Here is a 17,118-nt window from a genome sequence, read left to right as displayed (position 1 = left end):
GGGGTAATATATTCTTTATGTTTCACATGAAACACTGAAGGTGTTTTTTTGTTTCGGTTGAGATCATTATGGCTAAATTTTATTGTAAAACATTTTCTTTTAATAGGTTATCCGAAGTATGCATTTATGATGTCTTTTATAGATAAACAACATAAAAGATCATCTCAGGACTCATGTCTATAGAAGGAACCAGCTTTGTAAGACTTAAGATAAGACCTGCTGGTAAAAGTAAAAGTGAAAGTGCCGGCTTTAGCCTTTCTTTTACTGAAATAATGACGATGAGAATAATAGAGATGTATACAATTTTTTCAAGTTCTGCCATAAGTTTCTTTATTGTGTTGCAAATTAGAGTGCTGGAAAAAGCAAAACTTTGATCTGAGTGAAAAAACGATTGAACGGGAAATCCTTTTTCATGTTAGGGACATTTTATATTTCTTTCCAACATTTTCACGATATTTATCAAAATATGTAATGATGAAATTGAATTTTAATAAAATAGTTTTCCTTTTAATAATATTTTGTACAGTGCTGATTCATGCTCAAAAAAACACCGATAATATTGATGGAGTGTATAAAGCAAAAGGAGCGGTTTTCATTATCAATAAAAATAAAACGTTTTTAGTTATAGCTTATGCAACTCTGATAAAAGGAACATGGAGTATTGAAAAAGATCTTCTCTATCTGAAACCCAAAAATCCGGAGGCTAAATTCTATGTATATGCTCACAAAAACCCTGATATTAAAACAGGAATGCGAATTAATTTTGCGGGTGATGGTATTGGAAACAGTAATATTATCATAGGTGAATTTCCTGATAAAATGCAGTCTCTTTTTAACGATGAAGCCAACTGCTTAAGTTATCCTAATGTACATGTTTTCAAAGAAAAATTCTCTGCCATAACTCTACTTGAAAATCTGAGTTATGAAAATGGAAGAGGGGTAGATATTCCGAAACTGATGTATACTTTTCCTACTGGTGATTATAATGATTTCATTGTTCAACATATGCAGGATAGTTTGTATCACAATGACTTTATTTTTAAAATTACAAAAAAAGGATTGTCAGATGCCAATAGTGGCTCAGGGGAAATCATTAAGAAATCTACTGTAAAAGAAGAGTTTTCCAATGAAAAGGAGCTGGAATTTATGAACCAATCTTTTGATATGGCTTTTGATGCAGATTATAAATTGGTGAACAACGCCTATAACATGAATGATGATATGAATGAGAAAATAGATCTGAATAACTACAAATACAACAAACAAAAGAATGTATACGTAAACCCTGCTGTTCCAGTTAAGGAGTTGAATTACAAAAGTAAAGACTACCATGATAATAATGTGCTGATGAAGTTTGACAGGATCACAGGAACTTCACAGGCACAAGTTGTTGTAAAAAAATTACCAAAACCTCTGTTTGTAGCTAATTGTGATAATTTGTAATACGACTAATAAAAAGAAACCACCGAATTTCCGGTGGTTTTTTGATTTTTAGTAAATTAATTCTGTGCGCTCTATAATAGGTGGAAAATTTGTATAAATGATTTTAATACGACGAGTTTTGGCGTTTACTTCCTCGATATTTGCATTAGGAAATTAAAGAAAAGGCCTAAGTATTAAAAATCCTGGTGGATATCTTTTATCTGAAACCACCTTAAAAAATAAAGTTACAATTGAAGTATTCTGCTAAAATAGGAATCTTCAAATCTTAACCTTTATAAAACCAACACAAAATTAAAATGTCAACTAATAACAATGCGTCACAGACGTTATTTAGATTTGTGAGCTTAAGAAACCCACAATTAACAGAAACAAAAAGAAGAAATTTAGGATTTATCCACAGACCACAAGGAGTAAAAGGAGTTTTTGATACTGCTATTACAGCAAGACTGAACGGAGTAAAAAAATCGGATGTACTTCCTATGGTAGCTGCTGAATTTGCACCATCAGCTTTTAAAACAGAGAAAGAAATTGAAACAGGTGAGTTTGGGCAGTTACTAATTATCGGAAGGCAGATTGCCAAGAAAGAAAAACTAGACAGTTTTGGCTTAACAACAACGCAATTTTTCTATAAAGAACTAATTGATGTTAATAAAGAACTGAATGCCAGAGGTCTTGAAGTATTTGGTCTGCTTTGGAATAATCTTATCTATCAGGTAGTTACTCAAAAAGACTTTTATGTTAAAGAAGCAATCAGCCATGTATTGAAGGCTCTTCACTTCGGATTTGCCCAAAATATGGATCTAAACAATGATGTCATTAAAGCTAATGGAGACAAAACACCTTTGGATAATGCTTTGGATGGAAGACTCGTTATGCCGAGAATCTTATTTGTAGAAGATGATGCTTCAAATCCAGGAATTTTAAATTCCCGCGGAATAGTTGCGCAGAGATCATTGGGCTTACCGATTAAAGATGTTGAGAGAATAAAAGCCAATGCAGAGAAAGATCTGCAACTCACTCAATCTTTATTGAGAAAACAAAAAATGGAAACCCTGAATGCTGAACTGAAGCCATTACAGGAAAGCCATTATGCATCCGTTAGCAAGGCTTATCAGTCTGCATATGAGGCTTATAAAAGAACATATCAGGAACAGTTTACTGCAATTGAAAAAATAATCAGTGATATTGAGATTATAAAAGAAAAAAAAGGATCTGAAGAAGAATTACAAAAATTATATGATCGTTTAAAAGACTTACAGGCTGGAATTGTGCCTTTTAATTTTGAAGGCGGAAATGGCCTTAATGTTTATGATCTTCAGGCAAAGCTGACTATAGATTCTTTTGATCTGTTTATGGAATTGTGTTCAGATAAGAGCGCTGGAGAGATCAGACTTCCTGAACTTCCAATGGATGGCACTTATAAAGTCATTTCTGAAACTGAATTAGAAGTAGGAAAACAGGTTCTTAGAGTTGACGACCGCTTCCAGTCCTATAGTGACGTAGTTTCCCATATTCAGAATCAAATTGCCAGTACAGAACAGACTGCCATGGAAAACGGAACTAATGAACAGGCACAGTATGCCAATATCGGTGGGGCTCTTGTCCCGGTAATAAATTCACTTCAAAGAACACACTTGGCCTATAGTTTATATGCTCAGTCTTACAGAAGTATGTTTACCAGCTCCCGAACATTTATAAATTTTGCCTTTGAAGTAGAAGATAATTCCTGGAACGTAGCCAATGCAAAAGTAACATTGGAATCAAATACAGGAATCTATGAAGAATCATTCAATAATATCAATGTTATTAACGGAATGGTAAGTTTTCCGGCAATGATGACAGGCAGATACAGCCTTATTTCAAAAATCAGGATTAATGTTTATTTTGAAAATGGAAGAGAAGGTTACCTTGAATTGTCAAATGTGCCTGCCAATCAATTTTTGACAGGAATGCTTACTCTGAAAAGAGCAATTAATGGAGCTGGAAATGAAGATCTGACAGGTGGAAATTCAAAAAGGAAAAATTTCGGAATCAAAAGATTAGGAGTTGCAGACTATCTTAAAGTGGTACAGAGTGTACATGCCTATGTGCCGGGTGAGGTTTCCAATATTGAAAACGTAATGGCCAGCGAGCTAAGGCATAAATCTTCTGTTTCCAGAGATTATTCCGAAGTTACGGATACTTCAAGTGCATCTCAGGAGATGGAAAAAACATCCGATACAGGTAAAACCTCAAGAACAGATATGCAGACTGAGGTTGCCAGAGAATTGGAAAGACAGCAGAATATCAACGCCCATGCAAGATATAGCTTTGATGGAATCACCAATAAATTTGAGATTGGAGCAGATTATGCCAATAATACCGCCAGACATGACAGTGCCAGACAGGCAGTGATGAAATCTCAGGAGATTACTGAAAAGGCAATGGAAAAAGTACTTACAAAAATCTCTGAAGAAAGGATTCAGAAAATTATCAAAGAATATACAGAAACCAATGTTCATGAATTTGATAACAGAGGGAGAATTATGAATCCTACAGGTACTGCAATTGATAATGTAAGTAGCGGGCCTCAGCATATTACGGGAGTATACAGATGGGTAGATAAAAAGATGAAAAATCAAATCTACAATTATGGTAAACGTACCATGTTTGAATTTATGGTTCCGGAGCCAGCAAAGCTGCACCGTTTGTCTCTGGCTGTTTCAAAAGGACAGTTACTTACAGCACCTATAGACCCAAGAAAAGCAGATAAACCTTATAATATGGGCAATGCAAAAGTTGCTACCAAAGAGCTTTTACAATATTGGGCAGATAAATATGGAGTACAGCTTACCGATCTTCCTAAAGAAGAAATTGAAGTATATCAGAATATTCAGGGAAGACCAGGTACCAGTGGTACTTTTGGAGCTATAGGAACTCAGATCAATATAACGCCGGATTATGTTGCCAAGAAAATGACACTGCAGTTTCATGCAACAAGGAGCTTTTTCGTTTATCCAAGCGCACTTATTGTAAGTAATGGTAAAGGTGGAGAAAGAGGCATTATTTCATTTGACAGCCCATATCAGAGAACCTGGGTTGAAGATGGATTAAACCTTGAAGGAACTTTCAACTTCCTTTATAGAGGTCAAAATATCAGAGAAGTAACTCTGAATGTCACTTTAGCTTGTAAGCTTTCCGATACCTTTATGGATAAATGGTATTTAGAGAATTTTAATGCAATTATTGCTGCTTACGAAGCTGCTTATCAGAAATTTGTTGAAGATCAGGCAAAATTAGATGCTGAGCAGAAAAAGAAAGAGGGTGAAGGTAAAGAAAAGACCAGCAACTTCTACAGATATATGGAGCATGATGTGTTGAAACACAACTGTGTAGCCTATTTGCTGCAGGACTATTTAGAGGTATTAGGACAGGATTTTACAAGCGGGGATAAAATGGAAAACTTCAAAGTAAATCTTGGAGAAAACCTTGACAAATATACTGCATTGGCTAAATTCATGGAACAGGCTTTTGAATGGGATATTATGGATTATACCTTCTACCCGTATTATTGGGCAAACCGTAAGATGTGGCAGGAAATGTACCTGAGTGAAAGTGTAGATCCTTTGTTCAGAAGCTTTTTACAGGCAGGTATGGCCAGAGTTATCGTAACCGTAAAACCAGGTTTTGAAGATGCTGTTCAGTTTTTCCTTACAACAGGTAAAATCTGGAATGGTGGAGAAGTTCCTGTTATTGGAGATCCAATGTATATGAGTATTGTAGACGAGATGCGTCAGCCAATCGGAAAACCACAAGGAAAATACTGGATTACAAGAGTTCCCACTACTTTAACAATTCTTCAGGACAAATCCACAGGATTGCCGGTAGAACAGCCACTTCCATTCTTTGTAGAAAACGATCCGGAAAACTGTGAAAACCCTTCAGAACTTGAAACCAAAACAAGCTTTGACCAAAGGGACATTCAATTATTCCGTTCGGATAAAACAGAAAGTACATTACCTAAAGATTAATAATAATTTAGAAATTAAGCGGATTTTTTCCGCTTAGTTTCTTTTAAAACCTAAAGAAATGAAGAATAAAGTGACTGCGTTAAGACTGCCAAAGAATACTTCAGGAGATAACAATATGAAGGTAAAAGCTTTGAGGCTGCATAAGACGGCTGTACCTTCGGCTGCTGAACTTGCTGAGATACGTAAAAAATATGAAGCGTTTCTATTTTATGAAACAGATGGACATTACAGTACAGTATATCTAGTCTGTTTAATGTTGGGAATGGATAAAAAATTAGCAAAAACCCTTGCCACAGCTACTGAAGCTCCTGATACAACGATACATGACGAAACAAGATTTGAATTAAATGATACATGGGGGCATTTATTTGGGCCACAACAGGATATTCACTCTCTTACAGGTGGCTTTCATGGTATTGAGGAGTTTTTTACTGCGGTTAAATTTTTATATACCCCAAACGAAGATATCAAAGAATTGGGGAAATTATTACATCGTTTTGGAGATACCTATGCTCATACCAAAATAAATAATTTAAAACCAGATGATATTAAGATAGACATTGATTTAAAGGATGCTGATGATGCCACCATTAAAAAATATATCGAAGCCTGGAAGGTTGGTTCTGAAGAAAATTTGAAAAGCAAAGTTGAACCTTGGGTAAAGTTTTTTACTTATTATATGGATAAGTATGGGGTTGAATTTTTAGAAAATGAATCTAAACAAAAACAGATATTTAAAGGAGAAACACTTAAAGAAGTATTAAAAGCATTATACTTGCCTGGAGGAACTTCTGATTTTATAATGTATGGTGAAGATGGATTTACAGTTGAACATGCTGACTCTGATGGTTCATATCCTGATCAGATTTATCTTCGCCCACAGTGGTATTTTATTTATGTACAAAACTTAGCATGGATTATTGCAACAAAGTATGGATTGAATTATAATGGATTAGATTTGTCCATATTTAATAAAATGCTTAATTTTCTAAAAAAGAATGAACACGAGAAACCTTCTATGAAAGGGATTATTGATTATGAAATTGCAAAATTCCTGGGAAAAAAAGAAATATATATTCCTGTTTTCTATGCAGAAATAGTTAGACCTTTAGCGGCAGGGGATGGCGTTTTCAAAACTGATTATTTACAAGTCGCAAAAGATGTTAGAGATCTTACAGTAAAATATATAAAAGAACAAGGATTTTCGGATTCACATATAAAAATAGAGGAAATAACGAATTGGATGAATCCAAAAATTAGTAGATTTGGATTCTTTATAACTGAAGCATACAAAATAACAATACAAAAATAAAAATGGGTCTTAATTTTTTTCAGATAGCTGTTTTATTAATCCTCATAGGAGTTATTATTGTTTTCTGGAAAAAATTACAGATTGTGTCCACTTTTTTATTAGGCGGATTACTTCTAATGGGGTTGTGCTCTCTTGATTTCTTAGGTTTTCAGGGAACTTCGAGTGCTTTAATTGGATTTATCTTAGCGGTGGCATATTGTATGATTAATATTACATATCTGATTCTTTATATAAAGAAAGACCACAGAATTTCTTTAATTTATGCAATAGCATTTTTTACATTATTTACATTATTTTGTTTGTTTTATATAGATTCCGGGAAATATTATGAACTTAAGTTTGGAATTATTGTAAGATTATTTTTATCTTTTTTTCCATTGTATTTTTTTAAGTATTATAAAACAAATAAGGAATAATCATTCTAATGAATTAAGCCTCTCACTATCAGTAGAGTTTTTTAATGTTACTTTCCAGAATAGAATATTCTATAGATGTTTTGTGATGTCATGCTTTATCTGAATACGGCTTTCCTTAAAATCATTTTCAAAATCATTTTTTCTGTAGAAAATTATCAGCATAACTGCCAGATTTTTAAAATAGTATATTAATTATATTTACTTCAAAAACACACCATGCTGATCAAAATTTATGGCAGTGCCATTCATGGCGTTGCTGCCCAAACGATAACTATTGAAGTAAATGTAGATACTGGTGGAGTAGGATACCATTTAGTAGGACTTCCTGATAATGCCATCAAAGAAAGCAGTTACAGAATTTCTGCTGCATTGAAAAATGTAGGATATAAAATTCCCGGAAAGAAAATCACCATCAATATGGCTCCTGCAGATCTGAGAAAAGAAGGCTCTGCTTACGACTTGAGTATAGCCATCGGAATCTTAGCTGCGTCAGATCAGATTCTTGCTGAAGAAATTCAGAACTATATCATTATGGGTGAGCTTTCATTGGACGGAAGTTTACAGCCCATCAAAGGCGTTTTACCCATCGCCATTCAGGCCCGTGAAGAAGGCTTTAAAGGAATTATTCTACCTATTCAAAATGCTCGGGAAGCAGCCATTGTAAGCGATCTTGATGTATACGGGGTAGAAAATATAAAACAGGTTATTGATTTTTTTAATGAAGGGCAGCCTATTGAGAAGGTTATTTTGGATACTAAAAAGGAATTCCATGAAAGAATCAATGATTTTCCTTTTGATTTCTCGGAGGTTAAAGGACAGGAAACCGCTAAAAGAGCTATGGAAGTTGCCGCTGCTGGCGGGCACAATATTATTCTGATAGGTCCTCCAGGAAGCGGAAAAACAATGTTGGCCAAAAGAGTTCCGAGTATTTTACCTCCATTAACGCTGAAAGAAGCATTGGAAACCACAAAAATACATTCAGTAGCAGGGAAAATAGGAACAGAAACCTCATTAATGACTGTTCGTCCCTTCAGAGCTCCACATCACACCATTTCAGACGTTGCACTTGTTGGTGGGGGAAGTTACCCTCAGCCGGGAGAAATTTCACTGGCCCATAATGGTGTTTTATTTCTGGATGAAATGCCGGAATTCAAACGAACAGTGCTTGAAGTGATGAGACAGCCTTTGGAAGATCGGGAAGTAACCATTTCAAGAGCCAGATTTACCGTTAATTATCCTGCAAGTTTTATGCTGGTCGCTTCTATGAATCCAAGCCCAAGTGGCTTTTTTCCTGACGACCCAAACAATACCTCTTCGGTGTATGAAATGCAAAGGTATATGAATAAACTCTCCGGACCGCTTCTAGACAGGATTGACATTCATATCGAGGTTCAGAAAGTAGAATTTGAACAGTTATCAGAAAAGAGAAAAGGAGAACAAAGCAAGGATATCCGGGAACGGGTCCTGAAAGCGAGAGAGATTCAGAATGAGCGCTATATAAATCTTAATATTAGCAGCAATGCCCAGATCGGACCCAAAGAAATTGAAGCATTTTGCGAACTGGATGAAACTTCTTTTAGTCTCATTAAACTGGCTATGGAAAAACTAAACCTTTCCGCAAGAGCATATGACAGAATCCTGAAGGTAGCCCGTACTATTGCAGATCTTGAAGGATCCGAAAAAATTCTTTCCCATCATATTTCTGAAGCCATACAGTACCGAAGTTTAGACCGGGAGTTTTGGAATGCTTAATTTATAAAATTTCAGTCATTTAAAAGAAATTCAACTCTCTACTATATAAATAATAAAACCCAGACAGATTACTGTCTGGGTCTTTAATTTCTATAACGAATTTAATTTACTGTTACTTTAATCACATTCTGTACAGAAGGAACAGGATATTGAGTTCCAACTTTTGAAATAACCATCGTTTCACTTTGTGGAGTTCCTCCAAATAGAGCCTGACGGTTTCCAGCTCCCGGATATTGATCTACTCCTGTACCGGAATCAAATAATGCTGTTTTTGAACTAAGGTCACCCTTTACAGTTGCATCAATACTTGTTTCATTTGCGTAGAACCAATCATTAGAAAAACCAAACATAGTAACATAAGCAATTTTATCGCCCGGATCTGCCTTGAAGCTGGTCATGATCTTATTTCCCGGAGGAACAGGAGCATTTCCTGCCACGTAAATTCCTTTAATGCCCGGAAAAGATTGTAAGCTGTTTTGAAGCTTACTTACATTTCCGAATTGTGCAATGTCCTTTAATCCCATTCCGGTATCCATTTTTCCTAGTTCATAGACTGGATTTTTGTCCCCGCGATAAACAACTACTAAAGCAGGAGAGAGGCCAGTCATAATCCCCGTATTAGCATTAAGTTTAACTTTCATCTTATCAATATTTCCCATCTGGGCTATATCTGTAATTTCAGGATTGGATAAAGAATTAGGAGTGAAGAATGGAACACTGTTTAGCAACTGAGCACCATTATAATTGGAAACGGCCCAAACTCCGGGAGAAAAAGGAGTTTCATTGGCTGTTCCGCCTGAAGTATTGGTAATGGTTAGGGTAAACTCTGAGGTCATCTCATTGTAATCAAGATTAAGTTTCATCAGTTGTGGGGCGTTTACATTAGGAACCTGAGCGATAGGTTTGCTTTCCGATTGTCCGGCATTGTCCTTTGTTCCGTTATCCCATAGCAATACACTTGACGAAACATCGCCTATAATAGCTGTTCCATTGTCGGTAAACAGTTTGATGCCTGGTTGTTTAGAAGCAAAGAACCAGTCTTTAGAGGCTCCGTACATTGTTGCAAACATCAATGATTGAGCTTTTCCTGCACTGAATTTGATGGCTACAGATTGTCCGGGTAAAATAACCGGAGCCGCTCCTGTTCCCTGAAAGCTTCCACTTTCCACAAAATCTTTAGGAATAACAACATTTTCAAAGGTGATGGTTCTTTGAGAAGATATCTCCATCATATTGTTGTCTGAGTCGTTGCATGATGAAAGCGTAAATACTGCCACAATTCCTGTTGCAGCTGTTGTCAATTTTAAAAAGGTCTTTTTCATAACAGTGATTTTTTTAGTTATCGTTAAAAGTATAGTCGGGTACTTTTTAAAATCCTGACAAGAAAAGATCAAATATTTTTTACAATGATGAAAATGAGTGAGGTTTGTGGAGATTTTTACTTTGTGAAATAATACGTCGAGTTCTGTCGCTACAGATAAAGATCTTTGTTTAGGATAAAGAAAAATTGATAACCAAAAGAACCGCAAATGAATAATTTTATGGTATTAGCTAAGGACTTTGTAGCCAATGAAAGTGCAGTGATAGATCTTAAATCATCAGGAGTTGAAGATAAGTTGAAGTCATTGGTTTTTCAGAATCAAAAAGGACAGTCTGCACAATTTCTATGGCAGTCTGATCATGTAGAAATGAAAGGATATTTTAAAGAGGTAATTAATGACCTTGGGGTAAAGGTTGCCCATTATGATGGATTCCTGACAGTCACCAATGGTGGAGGAAGACAATTTTTGGAAGCAAAAGTAAAAGGATGATGGGAAAATAAGTGGTTTATATTCCCTTTTTTCCTTCCAAAATCATCTGAATCATTTTAATCTTTCTGTTTTCTCTTGTTTCAGGTTTTTTAGCTTCTTCAATCCAACGGATATATTCCTTCTTATGAGTGTAGCTCATTTTATCAAATAGTCCTTTTGCATCCGGATTTTCATTAAAGACGGAGACTATATCCTCAGCAATGTCAACAATCCGCTCTTCATTATCTTCTATAAGAGAAACTGCAACCTCATCTCCAAAAGTTTTTCCAAGCTGATTTCTAACTTCTTGAGTCAGTCCTAATAGATGGCAGGCGGATTTCATTTTAGTCAGACTTCCGCGATATTCAACCTTGTCGTCAAACAAAGCTTTAATTTTTACCTGTCCTTTTTTGTTGAATAGTTCTTCTGTTGAAAAAGGAAATTCCACAAAAGCAGCATTCATTTCTCCGTTTTGCTTAATGATGGCTGTGAATAATATAGGCTTAGAATTCATGAGCATTATTTTAATATTCAAAAATAAAAAAACCGTGAAAATTACTTTCACGGTTTCAAAAATATATCAGATAAGATTATTTTTTCTTTATTTTCTTAGGTGTTGTTGTAGTACCTGAGTTTTTAGTTTTTGTATCAGCCGGAGTATTTGCATCTCTTACAAGCTTTAATTCATCAACTAATCTTCTTGCACCAGCAAACTTATCAATTGTCCAAAGAACGAAACGAACGTCTACGTTGATCGTTTTCTGCCATTCTTGTTCAAATACGATATCACCGCTTAAAGCCTCGCTGTTTCCGTCAAATGCAATACCAATAAGGTTTCCATCTCCATCAATTACCGGAGAACCAGAGTTTCCACCTGTAATGTCATTGTTAGAAAGGAAGTTTACAGGCATGAATCCTTTTGCATCAGCATACTGTCCAAAATCTTTTAGGTTGTAAAGATCAATTACTCTTTGAGGTAAATCGAACTCTTCATCACCTTTCTTGTATTTTCCAACAAGACCAGACATATCTGTATAGTAGTTATCAGTAACACCAAAGTAGTTTCTGTCTTCTCTGATAGGAAGTTTATCTACAGTACCATAAGTTAATCTCATTGTAGAGTTAGCATCTGGATAGAATTTCTTCTCAGGCATTGCTTTTACTAAACCAGCTAAGAATAAACGGCTGTTTTTTGCAAAATTGTCATCAATTTTAACAAATCTTTCAGTACTTATTTTCTGATCTGCAACAATACCGTTTGCTGCTTTCCAAAGTGGATCTGCATCAAGTTTTAATGCATCAGGGTTTAGTAAGAAGTTGGTAGCAGACGTTTTGTTTGCAAAAATAGAAGAATAGGCAAGGTTAGAAACTGTTTTAGCATCTAATCCTAGGATCGTAGCAGAAGCTACTTCTCTATTTTTTACTCTTGCCTGATAAAGACTAGTCATTGCAGCAAGCATTTCACCCTCTAAAGGAGTACTAAAGTTTTCATAAGCAGCTTTAATAGCAGCTTCAGTTTTAGCTTTCATTGCTAATCTTCCCTGCATATCCTGAGCAGCATAAGCTTTTAATGCAGAACCTACCTGTAAAGCAAGAGAGATATACTTAGCGTTTCTCGAGAACTGAGAAGCATAGTTTCTTTCAACATTTCTATCAGAAACCTGCTTGTAATAAGCATCAATGTCTAGTAAGATACCATCATAAGCATCGTTACCTGGCATTGCAGACCATTTAGTGTAAATGTCTTCAATTTTTTGTTTGTCAGAGATCGTTCCGTTTTTGTTAACAGCATCAATTGTTCCCTGTCTGTTTTTCCAGTAGTTCGCTACAGAAGCATATTGAGAAGCATAGTTAAGCTGAGTAGCTTTATCTTTATCCATGTACTTCTTCATTACATCCATTGCCGTTTTAGAAGCCTCAACCCAAGCCGGATAGTCTTTGTTTACCATCTGCTGAATCCCGTAAGAAGTCAAATAACGGTTTGTTCTACCTGGATATCCAAGAATCATTGAGAAGTCACCAGGCTTAACTCCTTTAAGAGAAACCGGTAAGAAATGCTTAGGCTTCATTGGAACGTTGCTTGGAGAATATTCAGCAGGATTTCCTGCAGCATCAGCATATACTCTGAAAACTGTGAAGTCTGCAGTGTGTCTTGGCCACTCCCAGTTATCAGTATCGCCACCGAATTTTCCTAATGATGAAGGAGGTGCTCCTACTAATCTTACATCTTTATAATCCTGGTATACGAAATAGTAGAATTCGTTTCCGTTAAAGAAATCTTTTACCACTACAGTATATTTTCCGTTTTCAGAGTTTTCTGTTTGGATAGCTTTTGTTTCAGCATCAATTACAGCTTTTCTCTCTGCTCCGGTCATATTGTTGTTTAGCTTGGATGTGATTCTTTGAGTAGCATCATCCATTCTTACTAAAAATCTTACATAAAGATCCTTTGCATTAAATTCGTCTTTCTGTTTCATGGCCCAGAAACCATTCTTCAGATAATCTTTTTCAGGAGTAGATGCCGCAGCAACAGCTCCGTAACCACAGTGGTGGTTAGTGAATAAAAGTCCCTTATCAGAAACAATCTCTCCAGTACAGAAACCACCAAAACTTACGATAGCATCTTTTAAACTGGAATTGTTAACTGAATAAATTTCTTCAGGCGTAAGATGTAGACCCTCTTTTTGCATATCAACACCGTTAAGTCTTTTGATGAGCATAAGCAGCCACATCCCCTCATCCGCCCTCATCTGAGCAAAGCCCAATAAGAAAGTGAATAGTAGAAATAGTCTTTTCATTTTATAAAATAATTTTTGTGTCGCTAATTTACTAATTTTTATGAGATTCTGTCCCGGATTGGTACGAAAATGGGATGATAATCAGCATGAAAAAAATACTATTCCCCCTTTTTGCGATTTTATTCTTAGGACTCCTTTTCAATTGCTCTGCAATGCCGGATAAAAATCCTAGCATTCAAAGGCAATGGATGTTGGTTTCTTTAGATGGATTTTCTAAGGATCAGTTAATTGCCCATAAAGCTGAAATTAATCTGACCGGAAAGATGGAAAAAGGTAAGATTCAAGGGAGTGCATACATGGGTTGTAATCAGATGTCTTTTACTTCCGAATTTAAAAATGATGGAAAAGTGAAGATTTCTCAGGGAGTAAGCACCATGAAAGGCTGTCAGGATATGAATCTGGAAACCTCTTTTCAGAAGAAATTTGAGACCATGACAAAATATGCTGTAGAAGGGCACTTTCTGACGTTGTCTGACAATCAGGGGAACATAATGAAATTTGTAGCTGCCGATTGGGATTAACCATCTCCATGATGAAATATAAAAGTCCGCTTATGAGCGGACTTCTTTTGTTTGAAAAATCTAGTGAGGCTATTAGCTTTTGAGGGTACTAGTTTTTTGAGGGCTATTAGTTTTTAGGAATTGTCTTTTTTATTTCTTCCAAAGTTGCCGTATTGGGAAGCCCGGTAATTGATTTTGTGTTCCTAGAATTTATTGTGTTATGATACGCCTGTCTGTTGGGAATTGTTCTTTTTATTTCTTCGAGTGTTGCTGTGTTGGGAAGAGGTACTCCTGCGTTGTTAGCAGCTTTAGGTTTTTGTTCTTGTTTTTTTACTTCCAATCCCTGGTCAGAGGTTAATCCTGTATGAGCTGTTTGTTTTTCAATATTTTCTTTGGCATCCTGCATCAGTTTTGCTTCATGCTCTTTAATCTGCTTCAAAGCCTGTGTCTGATCTTCCACAAGAGTGGCCTGTTTATTTTCCTGAGCATAAATAATAGTGCTTAAGAGTAATAATGGGATGATATATGCTGTTTTCATAATGGTTTATTTTATGTTGACTAATACTTGAATTTTTCCAACTCCTTTTTGGTCATAATCCTGAAGAGCTTTTCCAATGACCTGACCTATTTTTACCTTTTTAGGATTGGCTTTCATGGCAATACCTGCTTGGGACGAAGTAACCAGAAGGTCGCCTCTTTTTATTTTTCCGTTCTCAATACATACTTTGGTTGGAATAACGCCAATAACACCCATAGGGACTTTATTGGAAATGTCTGTGTCAATATGTTCCTCAGTCAAAAGTACTCCAGGTTTTGTTGCATATACACCAGCTACAAGAGGGGAATAAGGGACCGAAGATTTTTCTACAGTTCTGTCAGAATTTGTGGAAATAACCAATATATCACCAGCTTCATATTCGGAAATTGTTCCTTCTACATCAAATGCCTCTGCAACGTCTGCACCGCTATTTTGTGTTCCGCCGTTGAAGAACCCCATTCCGGATTTATTGATACGGGCAACATTAACTGATGCACTTTGGTAAACGGCAATGTTTCCAGATGGTCCCTGATGATTGACCAGCAGAGTAGAGCCTGTTCCGGTGGTAGTTACATGTACTACCGGCTGACCATTACTATTGTTGAAATTGGCAAATCTACCTGCTTTACCAGTACCAAAATTGGGAATAAAACCAGAGATGGCATTTCCGTTTCCATCGCACGAAGCTTCAATACCATCACCGCTTCCACCTGCATTGGCTGTAATTCCATTTCCATTTCCATCAGTTAGAGCTAATAATGAAGGCCCGTTTCCGGTAGCGTTACTTGCATAGAATAGTCCGGCATATCCTCCTGTACCAGAAGAAACACCATAAATACCAGCAGTTCCGAAATTAGCAAATTGTGAATTAACTTCTCCTTTTACGGCAGCGGAGGTTCCGGTTGTTCTGTCAACTTTGAAATTTCCTGCAATACCATTTCCTATAGTTTTTACGGTTACTACATCACTTGTGTTATTTTCATTGAAAATTTCAAATCTACCGGCTCTTCCCGTTGCAAAAGAAGGCACCCATGCATACAGTGCATTTCCTGCACCATCTATATTGGTTTCAACACCGTTTCCATCTTTTCCTGCATTGGCAGTGATAGCATTTCCGTTTCCATCGGTTAAAGCGATAAGTGAGGCTCCGTTTCCGGATGGATTACTTGCATAGAATAATCCGGCACGTCCTCCTGTACCTGAAGAAACTCCAAAGACAGCGGCAGCGCCAAAGTTTCCAAAAATAGTATTTACTTCTCCTCTTACAGCAGCTCCAACACTATTGTTATTATCGAGTAGGAAAGAAGCGGCATTTCCTTTGGTATTATCAGGAATGTTTCCATTTCCGTTAGATAATACTTCAAAAGTATTAGCCTCAGTATTTGTTTGATTAAAATTTTCAAATCTACCTGCTCGTCCTGTGCTGTTATTTAGACCCACTTGTCCATAAACCCCTATACCTGTACCTGCTGTATTGGTTGCTACAAATCCTCTTACTCCGTATCCACCACCATCATTTCTGCCGACTACAGCAGCTGCAATATCACTGGTTGTTCTACCAACAACAGCTTCACCGGCTCCGGTATTATCTCCTACAATACCAGCCGAAGATTGGGAGGAGGTACTTCCGTGTATTGCAAAACCACTTCCTGTAGAGCTGCTTACTCCAGTTCCATTTCCTGATGTTGTAACGTTTACAACCGTTCCGTTTCCTACAGTGGAAACACTAAGGGCACTGTTGTTATTAGCATTATTGAAGATGGAGATGCTTGCGGGGATTCCGCTATTACTAGTTGCTGTTAGTCCGGTACCTGTATTGCTATTAGCATATACTCCTGTTCCGTTAGCACTTGAGTTTCCATATACACCCAATCCATTAGGGGTTACTCCATAGACACCCCATCCGCTTCCTGCCTGGCTTCCCCAGACCCCAATTCCAAGTCCGCCGGTTCCGTTGTTGATTCCGCGAACCGCAGAGGAAAATCCTCCTGGTGCCGTATTGCTTACAATTCCTCTCATTGCTGCAATACTTGAGGTGGTTGTATTATTAACTCCTTCTAGTGAAGTTCCGTCTCCATCATTCGTTAATGAAAATAGAGTAGAAGGATTATTTACAATATTAGCATATGGAATGGTAAAGCTACCACCACCACCTCCGGCAGATTTTGCATACATGGCATAAGGAACACTTAATAGCTGACTGGTTCCTGCTATCGTATAGTTTGTTCCACCTGAAGGATCAGTTTCTGTTTTCAAATAATAGTTTCCCAAAGTCCAATCGATGGAAGAGAATACTCCTGAGAGAACTGTTCCTGTTCCTATTTCCATAGTGATAAGACCGTTGGCATTCGTATTTCCGGTAAGTCGTTCCGAGTAGGCAAGAGTACCTGCAGGAGAACCCTGCAACAAGCTTACCTTAATAGCAATTCCTTGATTGATCAACAGTTGTCCGGATCCATTTCTCACAACTGCCTGATAGCTCATTTTTTCAGGAGCCTGTGAAAGTCCCATAAAGAGGCCACACAGAATCCAGAACGTTAATAATATTTTTTTCATGGT

At 36.7% G+C, this 17,118-nt stretch carries 12 protein-coding genes; 6 read left to right on the top strand and 6 right to left on the bottom strand.

Annotated features, from left to right (window positions below):
* Positions 1–136: 136 nt before the first annotated feature.
* Entirely contained in the window at positions 137–322 is a 186-nt protein-coding gene (locus BLS98_RS07735) for a hypothetical protein (protein ID WP_089735211.1), read from the bottom strand.
* Between the two features lie 149 nt (positions 323–471).
* Here BLS98_RS07735 and BLS98_RS07730 point away from each other — a divergent pair, with 149 nt between their 5' ends.
* The 4 genes from BLS98_RS07730 (at position 472) to BLS98_RS07710 (ending at position 8,933) form a co-directional block, all read left to right on the top strand.
* Entirely contained in the window at positions 472–1,443 is a 972-nt protein-coding gene (locus BLS98_RS07730) for a hypothetical protein (RefSeq protein WP_181575132.1), read from the top strand.
* A gap of 296 nt (positions 1,444–1,739) precedes the next feature.
* Complete coding sequence (locus BLS98_RS07725) at positions 1,740–5,453, top strand: hypothetical protein (protein WP_089735209.1); 3,714 nt, start codon at positions 1,740–1,742, stop codon at positions 5,451–5,453.
* Between the two features lie 58 nt (positions 5,454–5,511).
* Positions 5,512–6,765, top strand: coding sequence for a hypothetical protein (locus BLS98_RS07720; RefSeq protein ID WP_089735208.1), 1,254 nt, complete (start codon positions 5,512–5,514; stop codon positions 6,763–6,765).
* 632 nt (positions 6,766–7,397) lie between these two features.
* Positions 7,398–8,933 (top strand): YifB family Mg chelatase-like AAA ATPase, encoded by a 1,536-nt coding sequence (locus BLS98_RS07710; protein ID WP_089735204.1) that lies wholly within the window; start codon positions 7,398–7,400, stop codon positions 8,931–8,933.
* Between the two features lie 101 nt (positions 8,934–9,034).
* Here the strand turns inward: BLS98_RS07710 and BLS98_RS07705 are convergent, their stop codons facing one another.
* On the bottom strand, positions 9,035–10,255 hold the full coding sequence (locus BLS98_RS07705; RefSeq protein ID WP_089735202.1) for a spondin domain-containing protein: 1,221 nt from the start codon (positions 10,253–10,255) through the stop codon (positions 9,035–9,037).
* 207 nt (positions 10,256–10,462) lie between these two features.
* Between BLS98_RS07705 and BLS98_RS07700 the strand changes: the two genes are divergently transcribed.
* The gene (locus BLS98_RS07700; RefSeq protein WP_089735200.1) at positions 10,463–10,744 is read left to right on the top strand and encodes a hypothetical protein; all 282 of its coding nucleotides are present in this window, start codon (positions 10,463–10,465) and stop codon (positions 10,742–10,744) included.
* Positions 10,745–10,760: 16 nt separating this feature from the next.
* On the opposite strand, the gene BLS98_RS07695 is transcribed toward BLS98_RS07700, so the two are convergent.
* A complete protein-coding gene (locus tag BLS98_RS07695; protein ID WP_181575131.1) occupies positions 10,761–11,237 on the bottom strand; it encodes a YdeI/OmpD-associated family protein in 477 nt (158 codons plus the stop codon).
* 76 nt (positions 11,238–11,313) lie between these two features.
* Positions 11,314–13,521: a S46 family peptidase gene (locus BLS98_RS07690; RefSeq protein ID WP_089735196.1), complete on the bottom strand. Its 2,208-nt coding sequence runs from the start codon at positions 13,519–13,521 to the stop codon at positions 11,314–11,316.
* An 86-nt stretch (positions 13,522–13,607) separates the two neighbouring features.
* On the opposite strand from BLS98_RS07690, the gene BLS98_RS07685 reads away from it, so the two are divergent.
* The gene (locus tag BLS98_RS07685) at positions 13,608–14,042 is read left to right on the top strand and encodes an META domain-containing protein (protein ID WP_089735721.1); all 435 of its coding nucleotides are present in this window, start codon (positions 13,608–13,610) and stop codon (positions 14,040–14,042) included.
* 106 nt (positions 14,043–14,148) lie between these two features.
* On the opposite strand, the gene BLS98_RS07680 is transcribed toward BLS98_RS07685, so the two are convergent.
* Positions 14,149–14,559, bottom strand: a complete 411-nt coding sequence (locus BLS98_RS07680) for a hypothetical protein (RefSeq protein ID WP_089735194.1) — start codon at positions 14,557–14,559, stop codon at positions 14,149–14,151.
* A gap of 6 nt (positions 14,560–14,565) precedes the next feature.
* Entirely contained in the window at positions 14,566–17,115 is a 2,550-nt protein-coding gene (locus tag BLS98_RS07675; RefSeq protein ID WP_089735192.1) for a beta strand repeat-containing protein, read from the bottom strand.
* Positions 17,116–17,118: the final 3 nt, after the last annotated feature.

Source organism: Chryseobacterium jejuense, assembly GCF_900100075.1.
Lineage (GTDB): Bacteria > Bacteroidota > Bacteroidia > Flavobacteriales > Weeksellaceae > Chryseobacterium > Chryseobacterium jejuense.
This window is presented reverse-complemented; position numbering and strand designations above follow the sequence as displayed.

Excerpts from the sequence above, each read along its gene's own strand:
- BLS98_RS07735 (WP_089735211.1), bottom strand. The coding sequence starts at position 322 with ATGGCAGAACTTGAAAAAATTGTATACATCTCTATTATTCTCATCGTC.
- BLS98_RS07730 (WP_181575132.1), top strand. The coding sequence starts at position 472 with ATGATGAAATTGAATTTTAATAAAATAGTTTTCCTTTTAATAATATTT.
- BLS98_RS07725 (WP_089735209.1), top strand. The coding sequence starts at position 1,740 with ATGTCAACTAATAACAATGCGTCACAGACGTTATTTAGATTTGTGAGC.
- BLS98_RS07720 (WP_089735208.1), top strand. The coding sequence starts at position 5,512 with ATGAAGAATAAAGTGACTGCGTTAAGACTGCCAAAGAATACTTCAGGA.
- BLS98_RS07710 (WP_089735204.1), top strand. The coding sequence starts at position 7,398 with ATGCTGATCAAAATTTATGGCAGTGCCATTCATGGCGTTGCTGCCCAA.
- BLS98_RS07705 (WP_089735202.1), bottom strand. The coding sequence starts at position 10,255 with ATGAAAAAGACCTTTTTAAAATTGACAACAGCTGCAACAGGAATTGTG.
- BLS98_RS07700 (WP_089735200.1), top strand. The coding sequence starts at position 10,463 with ATGAATAATTTTATGGTATTAGCTAAGGACTTTGTAGCCAATGAAAGT.
- BLS98_RS07695 (WP_181575131.1), bottom strand. The coding sequence starts at position 11,237 with ATGAATTCTAAGCCTATATTATTCACAGCCATCATTAAGCAAAACGGA.
- BLS98_RS07690 (WP_089735196.1), bottom strand. The coding sequence starts at position 13,521 with ATGAAAAGACTATTTCTACTATTCACTTTCTTATTGGGCTTTGCTCAG.
- BLS98_RS07685 (WP_089735721.1), top strand. The coding sequence starts at position 13,608 with ATGAAAAAAATACTATTCCCCCTTTTTGCGATTTTATTCTTAGGACTC.
- BLS98_RS07680 (WP_089735194.1), bottom strand. The coding sequence starts at position 14,559 with ATGAAAACAGCATATATCATCCCATTATTACTCTTAAGCACTATTATT.
- BLS98_RS07675 (WP_089735192.1), bottom strand. The coding sequence starts at position 17,115 with ATGAAAAAAATATTATTAACGTTCTGGATTCTGTGTGGCCTCTTTATG.